This is a genomic window from Bradyrhizobium sp. P2_E8 (assembly GCF_056403875.1).
This window is the reverse complement of sequence record NZ_JBFUES010000267.1, coordinates 1-7971: the sequence shown is the minus strand read 5'-3', so window position 1 is coordinate 7971 and position 7971 is coordinate 1. Positions and strand designations below refer to the sequence as shown.

Below are 7971 nucleotides of genomic sequence, written 5' to 3'. Positions count from 1 at the left end.
CCGAGGCGCCGTTCGTCGGCACCGGCATGGAAGGCGTCGTTGCCCGTGACTCGGGCGCCGCGATCGCGGCGCGCCGCTCGGGCGTCATCGACCAGATCGACGCCACCCGCGTCGTGATCCGCGCCACCGAAGATCTCGATCCGACCAAGTCGGGCGTCGATATCTACCGGCTGATGAAGTACCAGCGCTCCAACCAGTCGACCTGCATCAACCAGCGTCCGCTGGTGAAGGTCGGCGACATCGTCAAGAAGGGCGACATCATCGCCGACGGTCCGTCGACCGACCTCGGCGAACTCGCGCTCGGCCGCAACGTGCTGGTCGCGTTCATGCCGTGGAACGGCTACAACTTCGAAGACTCGATCCTGCTCTCCGAGCGGATCGTGAAGGAAGACGTCTTCACCTCGATCCACATCGAGGAATTCGAGGTGATGGCCCGCGACACCAAGCTCGGGCCTGAGGAAATCACCCGCGACATTCCGAATGTCTCGGAAGAAGCGCTCAAGAACCTCGACGAAGCCGGTATCGTCTACATCGGCGCGGAAGTGCGCGCCGGCGACATCCTGGTGGGCAAGATCACGCCGAAGGGCGAAAGCCCGATGACGCCGGAAGAAAAGCTCCTGCGCGCCATCTTCGGCGAGAAGGCCTCCGACGTTCGCGACACCTCGCTGCGCGTCCCTCCGGGTGTGCAGGGCACGATCGTGGAAGTGCGCGTGTTCAACCGCCACGGCGTCGACAAGGACGAGCGTGCGCTGGCGATCGAGCGGGAAGAGATCGAGCGTCTGGCCAAGGACCGCGACGACGAGCAGGCGATCCTGGACCGCAACGTCTACAACCGTCTTGCCGAGCTCCTCGAGGGGCGGCAGGGCATTGCCGGTCCGAAGGGCTTCAAGAAGGACACCAAGATCACCCGTGCGGTGCTCGAGGAGTACCCGAAGTCGCAGTGGTGGCTGTTCGCCTCGCCGAACGACAAGCTGATGGCCGAGATCGAGGCCATGCGGAAGCAGTACGACGAGTCGAAGAAGGGGCTCGAGCAGCGCTTCCTCGACAAGGTCGAGAAGCTTCAGCGCGGTGACGAATTGCCGCCCGGCGTGATGAAGATGGTCAAGGTCTTCGTCGCGGTGAAGCGCAAGATCCAGCCCGGCGACAAGATGGCCGGCCGCCACGGCAACAAGGGCGTGGTGTCGAAGATCGTGCCGATCGAGGACATGCCGTTCCTCGAAGACGGCACGCATGCCGACATCGTGCTCAATCCGCTGGGCGTGCCCTCGCGCATGAACGTCGGACAGATCCTCGAGACCCATCTCGGCTGGGCTTGCGCCGGCCTCGGCAAGCGTATCGGCCAGACCGTCGATGCCTACCTGTCGAAGCAGGACATCAAGCCGCTGAAGGAAACCTTGAAGAAGGTCTACGGCGAGGACGAGACGATCAAGTCGCTCAACGACAACGAACTGATCGAGCTCGGCCACAATCTGAGCCGCGGCGTGCCGRTCGCGACGCCGGTGTTCGACGGCGCCAAGGAAGCCGACATCGAGGAGATGCTGAAGCTTGCCGGTCTCGACGCTTCGGGTCAGTCGACCGTCTATGACGGCCGCACCGGCGATCCGTTCGATCGCAAGGTGACGGTGGGCTACATCTACATGCTCAAGCTGCACCATCTCGTCGACGACAAGATCCATGCGCGTTCGATCGGTCCGTACTCGCTCGTCACCCAGCAGCCGCTGGGCGGCAAGGCGCAGTTCGGCGGCCAGCGCTTCGGCGAAATGGAGGTTTGGGCGCTCGAGGCTTACGGCGCGGCGTACACGCTCCAGGAGATGCTGACGGTGAAGTCGGACGACGTCGCCGGCCGCACCAAGGTGTACGAGGCGATCGTGCGCGGCGACGACACGTTCGAGGCCGGTATTCCGGAATCGTTCAACGTGCTGGTCAAGGAAATGCGCTCGCTCGGCCTCAACGTCGACCTGCACAACTCCAAGATGGGACCGGCGCCGACGTCGGAAGCGGCCGAGTAATTCGACCATTCATGCCCGGCCGTCTCGGCCGGGCATTGGCGCCCCTCCTGAGGCCTTGAGGGCAGGGCGCCCCGCTCGAGTGATTTTCGAATTTGCCGCCGGAGGCGACCGGCGCGCGAGGAGAAGACGATGAACCAAGAAATTATGAATCTCTTCAATCCGACGACTCCGGCTCAGGTCTTCGACCAGATCCGGATCTCGATCGCGTCTCCAGAGAAGATTCTGTCCTGGTCCTACGGCGAGATCAAGAAGCCGGAGACCATCAACTACCGTACCTTCAAGCCCGAGCGCGACGGCCTGTTCTGCGCCCGCATCTTCGGGCCGATCAAGGACTACGAGTGCTTGTGCGGCAAGTACAAGCGCATGAAGTACAAGGGCATCATCTGCGAGAAGTGCTCGGTCGAGGTCACGCTGTCGCGCGTCCGGCGCGAGCGCATGGGCCATATCGAGCTCGCAGCCCCGGTCGCCCACATCTGGTTCCTGAAGTCGCTGCCCTCGCGCATCGGCCTCCTGCTCGACATGACGCTGAAGGATCTCGAGCGGATCCTCTACTTCGAATACTACGTCGTGCTGGAGCCGGGCCTCACCGCGCTGAAGGACCGTCAGCTGCTGTCGGAAGACGAGTATCTGAAGGCGCAGGACGAGTACGGCCAGGATTCCTTCACCGCCATGATCGGCGCGGAAGCGATCCGCGAGCTGCTCAAGGGCATGGACCTCGAGAAGCTCGAGGCCTCCTTGCGCGTCGAGATGCAGGAGACCGACTCCGACATCAAGCACAAGAAGCTCGCCAAGCGCCTGAAGATCGTCGAAGCGTTCCGCCACTCCGGCAACAAGCCGGAATGGATGATCATGACCGTGGTCCCGGTGATCCCGCCGGACCTGCGTCCGCTGGTGCCGCTGGACGGCGGCCGCTTCGCGACCTCGGACCTCAACGACCTCTACCGCCGCGTGATCAACCGCAACAACCGCTTGAAGCGGCTGATGGAGCTGCGCGCGCCCGACATCATCATCCGCAACGAGAAGCGCATGCTTCAGGAAGCGGTCGATGCCCTGTTCGACAACGGTCGCCGCGGCCGCGTCATCACGGGTGCCAACAAGCGCCCGCTGAAGTCGCTCGCCGACATGCTCAAGGGCAAGCAGGGCCGCTTCCGCCAGAACCTGCTCGGCAAGCGCGTCGACTATTCGGGCCGTTCGGTGATCGTGGTCGGTCCCGAGCTGCGCCTGCATCAGTGCGGCCTGCCGAAGAAGATGGCGCTCGAGCTGTTCAAGCCGTTCATCTATTCGCGGCTTGACGCCAAGGGCCTGTCCACCACCGTGAAGCAGGCCAAGAAGCTGGTCGAGAAGGAGCGGCCCGAGGTCTGGGACATCCTGGACGAGGTGATCCGCGAGCATCCGGTGCTGCTCAACCGCGCACCGACGCTGCATCGTCTCGGCATTCAGGCGTTCGAGCCCGTGCTGATCGAGGGCAAGGCGATCCAGCTGCATCCGCTGGTCTGCGCCGCGTTCAACGCCGACTTCGACGGCGACCAGATGGCCGTGCACGTTCCGCTGTCGCTCGAAGCGCAGCTGGAAGCGCGCGTCCTGATGATGTCGACCAACAACATCCTGCATCCGGCAAACGGCCAGCCGATCATCGTGCCGTCGCAGGACATCGTGCTCGGTCTCTACTACGTCTCGATCATGCGCGAAGGCCTGCCCGGCGAGGGCAAGATCTTCGGCGACATGGCCGAGCTCGAGCACGCGCTGCACGCGAAGGTCATCCACCTCCACACCAAGATCAAGTATCGGTGGCAGGGCATGGACGAGACCGGCAAGGTCTCGACGCGCTGGATCGAGACCACTGCGGGCCGCGTCATGCTCGGCAACCTGCTGCCGAAGAACCCGCGGATTTCGTACGAGATCATCAACAAGCTGATGACCAAGCGCGAGATCTCGGGCGTCATCGACCAGGTCTACCGTCACTGCGGCCAGAAGGAGACGGTGATCTTCTGCGACCGCATCATGGCGCTCGGCTTCTACAACGCGTTCAAGGCCGGCATCTCGTTCGGCAAGGACGACATGGTCGTGCCGCACGGCAAGTGGAAGATCGTCGACACCACCCGTACGCTGGCGAAGGACTTCGAGCAGCAGTACAACGACGGCCTGATCACCCATGGCGAGAAGTACAACAAGGTCGTCGACGCCTGGTCGAAGGCCACGGAAGAAATCGCCAAGGCGATGATGAAGGAGATCTCCGCCACCAAGAAGACGGCGAGCGGAGCCGATGCCGACATCAACTCGATCTACATGATGGCTCACTCCGGCGCCCGCGGTTCGCCGGCCCAGATGCGCCAGCTCGCCGGCATGCGCGGCCTGATGGCCAAGCCGTCGGGTGAGATCATCGAGACGCCGATCATCTCGAACTTCAAGGAAGGCCTCTCGGTGCTCGAGTACTTCAACTCGACCCACGGCGCCCGCAAGGGCCTCGCGGACACCGCGTTGAAGACCGCGAACTCGGGCTACCTGACCCGTCGTCTCGTCGACGTCGCGCAGGACTGCATCATCACGCAGGACGATTGCGGCACCAAGCTCGGCATCAAGATGCGCGCCATCGTCGATGCCGGCACCGTGGTCGCTTCGCTCGGCTCGCGCATCCTCGGACGCACGGCCTGCGAAGACGTGCGTGACAGCTCGGGCAAGGTGATCATCAAGCGCGGTACGCTGATGGAGGAGAGCCACCTCGATGCCATCCAGCAGGGTGGCGTGCAGGAGGTGAAGATCCGCTCGGCGCTGACCTGCGAGCTCGTCAACGGCATCTGCGGCAAGTGCTACGGCCGCGACCTCGCCCGCGGCACGCCGGTCAACCACGGCGAAGCGGTCGGCGTCATCGCGGCGCAGTCGATCGGCGAGCCGGGCACCCAGCTCACCATGCGCACCTTCCACATCGGCGGTGCGGCGCAGCTCAACGAGCAGTCGTTCGTCGAATCCAACTTCGACGGCAAGATCGTGATCCGGAACAAGGCCATCGCCCGCAACAGCGAAGGTCACCTGATCGCGATGGTGCGCAACATGGTGGTGGCGATCGTCGATGCCGACGGCACCGAGCGTGCGACGCACCGTATCCAGTACGGCTCGCGCCTGCACGTCGACGAGGGCGACACCGTCAAGCGTGGCCAGCGCATCGTCGAGTGGGATCCCTACACCCGTCCGCTGCTCACCGAAGTCGAAGGTACCATCGGCTTCGAGGATCTGGTCGAGGGGCAGTCGATCTCGGAAACGCTCGACGAGGCCACCGGTATCGCCAAGCGCGTGGTCATCGACTGGCGCTCGACCCGCGGCGGTTCGGACCTGCGTCCGGCCATCGTGGTCAAGGGCAAGGACGGCAAGGTGCTCAAGCTCGCCCGTGGCGGCGATGCCCGCTACATGCTGTCGGTCGACGCCATTCTCTCGGTCGACGTCGGAGCCAAGGTCAATCCGGGCGACATCCTCGCCCGTGTCTCGACCGAAAGCGCCAAGACGCGTGACATCACCGGCGGTCTGCCGCGGGTGGCGGAACTGTTCGAGGCACGGCGTCCGAAGGATGCGGCGATCATCGCCGAAATCGCGGGCACCATCCGGTTCGGGCGCGACTACAAGAACAAGCGTCGCATCTCGATCGAGCCGATGGACAAGACCGACGAGCCGCGCGAGTACCTGATCCCGAAGGGCAAGCACATCCACCTTCAGGACGGCGACGTCGTCGAAAAGGGCGACTTCATCGTGGAAGGCAACCCGGCGCCGCACGACATCCTGGCGGTCAAGGGCATCGAGGAACTCGCGGCCTATCTGGTCAACGAGATCCAGGAGGTCTACCGGCTCCAGGGCGTGCTCATCAACGACAAGCACATCGAGGTGATTGTCCGTCAGATGCTCCAGAAGGTGGAAGTCACCGACCAGGGCGACACGGACATGATCTCCGGCGAGCAGGTCGACAAGATCGAGTTCGACGCGCTCAACGAGAAGGCCAAGGAAGAGGGCAAGAAGATCGCCACGGGGACGCCGGTTCTGCTCGGCATCACCAAGGCGAGCCTCCAGACCCGCTCCTTCTTCTCGGCGGCCTCGTTCCAGGAGACCACCCGCGTCCTCACGGAAGCGGCGGTCAACGGCAAGGTCGATCCGCTCGAAGGCCTCAAGGAGAACGTCATCGTCGGCCGGCTGATCCCGGCGGGCACCGGCGCCTCCATGGCCAAGATCCGCGAAGTCGCGATGAAGCGCGACAAGCTGATCCTGGACGAGCGCGAGAAGCAGGCGGCCGTCGTGTCGCCCGCACCGGAAGCGGAGCTTCCGGCGCTGCCGCCCGCGGAATGATGGTTCATCCGTAGGAATACCGAGGACAATGAAAAGGCCGGCGCAAGCCGGCCTTTTTGCTGCTTTCTTTGCTTGCTGCGATGCAGGATCAACCTTTGTTCATCTTTCCTTCAGGCGTAAAAGCGCTTCTGCTAGGGGAGTTTAGACCGGTGGTCCCGTGACGGGGGCAGGGCCGGAGACCACGGAACTCATATGCTTGATCTCGCAATCGTAGGCGGCGGCCCCGGCGGGCTGATGAGCGCCTGGTATCTGAAGCGTAAGCTCGGCGACCTCTGCCGCGTCACCATCTACGAGGCATCCGACCGGCTCGGCGGCAAGATCGTCACCCGCAAATTCGATTCCGCGCCCGCGATGTACGAGGCCGGCGTTGCCGAGATCTACGACTACTCGATGACGGGGCCGGATCCGCTGCGCGAGCTGATCCAGCATTTCGGGCTTCAGACCATTCCGATGGATGCCGAGCAGGTGCAGTTCGGCGGCGAGCTGCTGAACGACGTGCCGGGCATGCGCCGCAAATATGGCGCCAAGACCGCGGCCGCAATCGAGGCGTTCCGCCAGCGCTGCGCCGAGGCGATGTCGCCGATCGAATATTACGAGGGTGTCGGCGCGCACGACAACGAGAATCCCTGGGCCTACAAGACCGCCGAGCAGGTGCTCGACGAGGAGGTCGAGGACGAGACCGCAAAGCGCTTCTTCAAGGTGATGGCGCGCTCCGACATCGCGACCGAGAGCCACAACACCAACGGCCTCAACGCGCTCAAGAACTACCTGATGGACGTCGACGGCTATATCGGCCTCTATTCGATCCAGAACGGCAACGAGCAGCTGATCGAGTGCCTCCAGTCGGAGGTCAATGCCGACATCCAGCTCAATCACCGTGTGCTCGCCGTCGGCAAGGCGCCGACCGGCCGCTACCAGCTCAAGATGATGAACGGCAAGGGGCCGGAGACGCGCGACTTCGATCTCGTGCTGGTCTGCCTGCCGCATTCCTGGCTCGGCACCGTCGGCTGGGAAGGCGAGCAGCTCCGCAAGTCGATGGTCAAGCACGTCTCGTATTTCGACCGTCCCGCGCATTACCTGCGCGTCTCGATCCTGTTCGACTCTCCGTTCTGGGGCGACAAGATTGCCGGCGCCTGGTTCATGTCGGAAGCCTTCGGCGGCTGCTGCGTCTACAACGAGGGCGCGCGCCACGACGTCGGCAAGCACGGCGTGTTGAACTGGCTCATTCCCGGCTCCGACGCGCTCGCCTTCGCCAATCTCTCGGATCAGGAGCTGATCGACGCCGCGCTGAAGTCGCTGCCGGCTTCCCTCGGCGATGCGCGCGCGCATTTCATGGAAGGCAAGATTCACCGCTGGCTGTCGTCGGTGAACGCGATTCCCGGCGGACTGCCCGTGCGCGACGTCATGACCAATCACCGGCCCGAGCCGAAGGAGCATCCCGGAATCGTCGTGGTCGGCGACTATCTGTTCGACTCGACGCTGAACGGCTTGCTGGACTCCTCGGATGCGGCGACCGACATCATCCTGACCGAGATGATGCGCCTGCGCCGCGAGCGCGCCCAGGACGACAAACCGCTCTCCGACAAGATCGATCGCGACTATTTCGAGAATTATCGCGGCCTCGGCCCCTATAGCG

General features: G+C 63.8%; 3 protein-coding genes. All 3 read left to right on the top strand.

The features are described 5' to 3' along the window. A partial coding sequence (gene rpoB / locus AC1D00_RS16755) for a DNA-directed RNA polymerase subunit beta (protein WP_477011440.1) occupies positions 1 to 2009 on the top strand: 2009 nt, incomplete at its 5' end. A 129-nt stretch (positions 2010 to 2138) separates the two neighbouring features. After that, entirely contained in the window at positions 2139 to 6335 is a 4197-nt protein-coding gene (rpoC, locus tag AC1D00_RS16750) for a DNA-directed RNA polymerase subunit beta' (protein ID WP_092192670.1), read from the top strand. 192 nt (positions 6336 to 6527) lie between these two features. After that, the coding region (locus tag AC1D00_RS16745) for a flavin monoamine oxidase family protein (RefSeq protein ID WP_477011439.1) at positions 6528 to 7971 on the top strand (1444 nt) is incomplete at its 3' end.

Bases quoted from the DNA above. Each gene is read 5' to 3' on its own strand.
- rpoC (WP_092192670.1), top strand. From the start codon at position 2,139: ATGAACCAAGAAATTATGAATCTCTTCAATCCGACGACTCCGGCTCAG.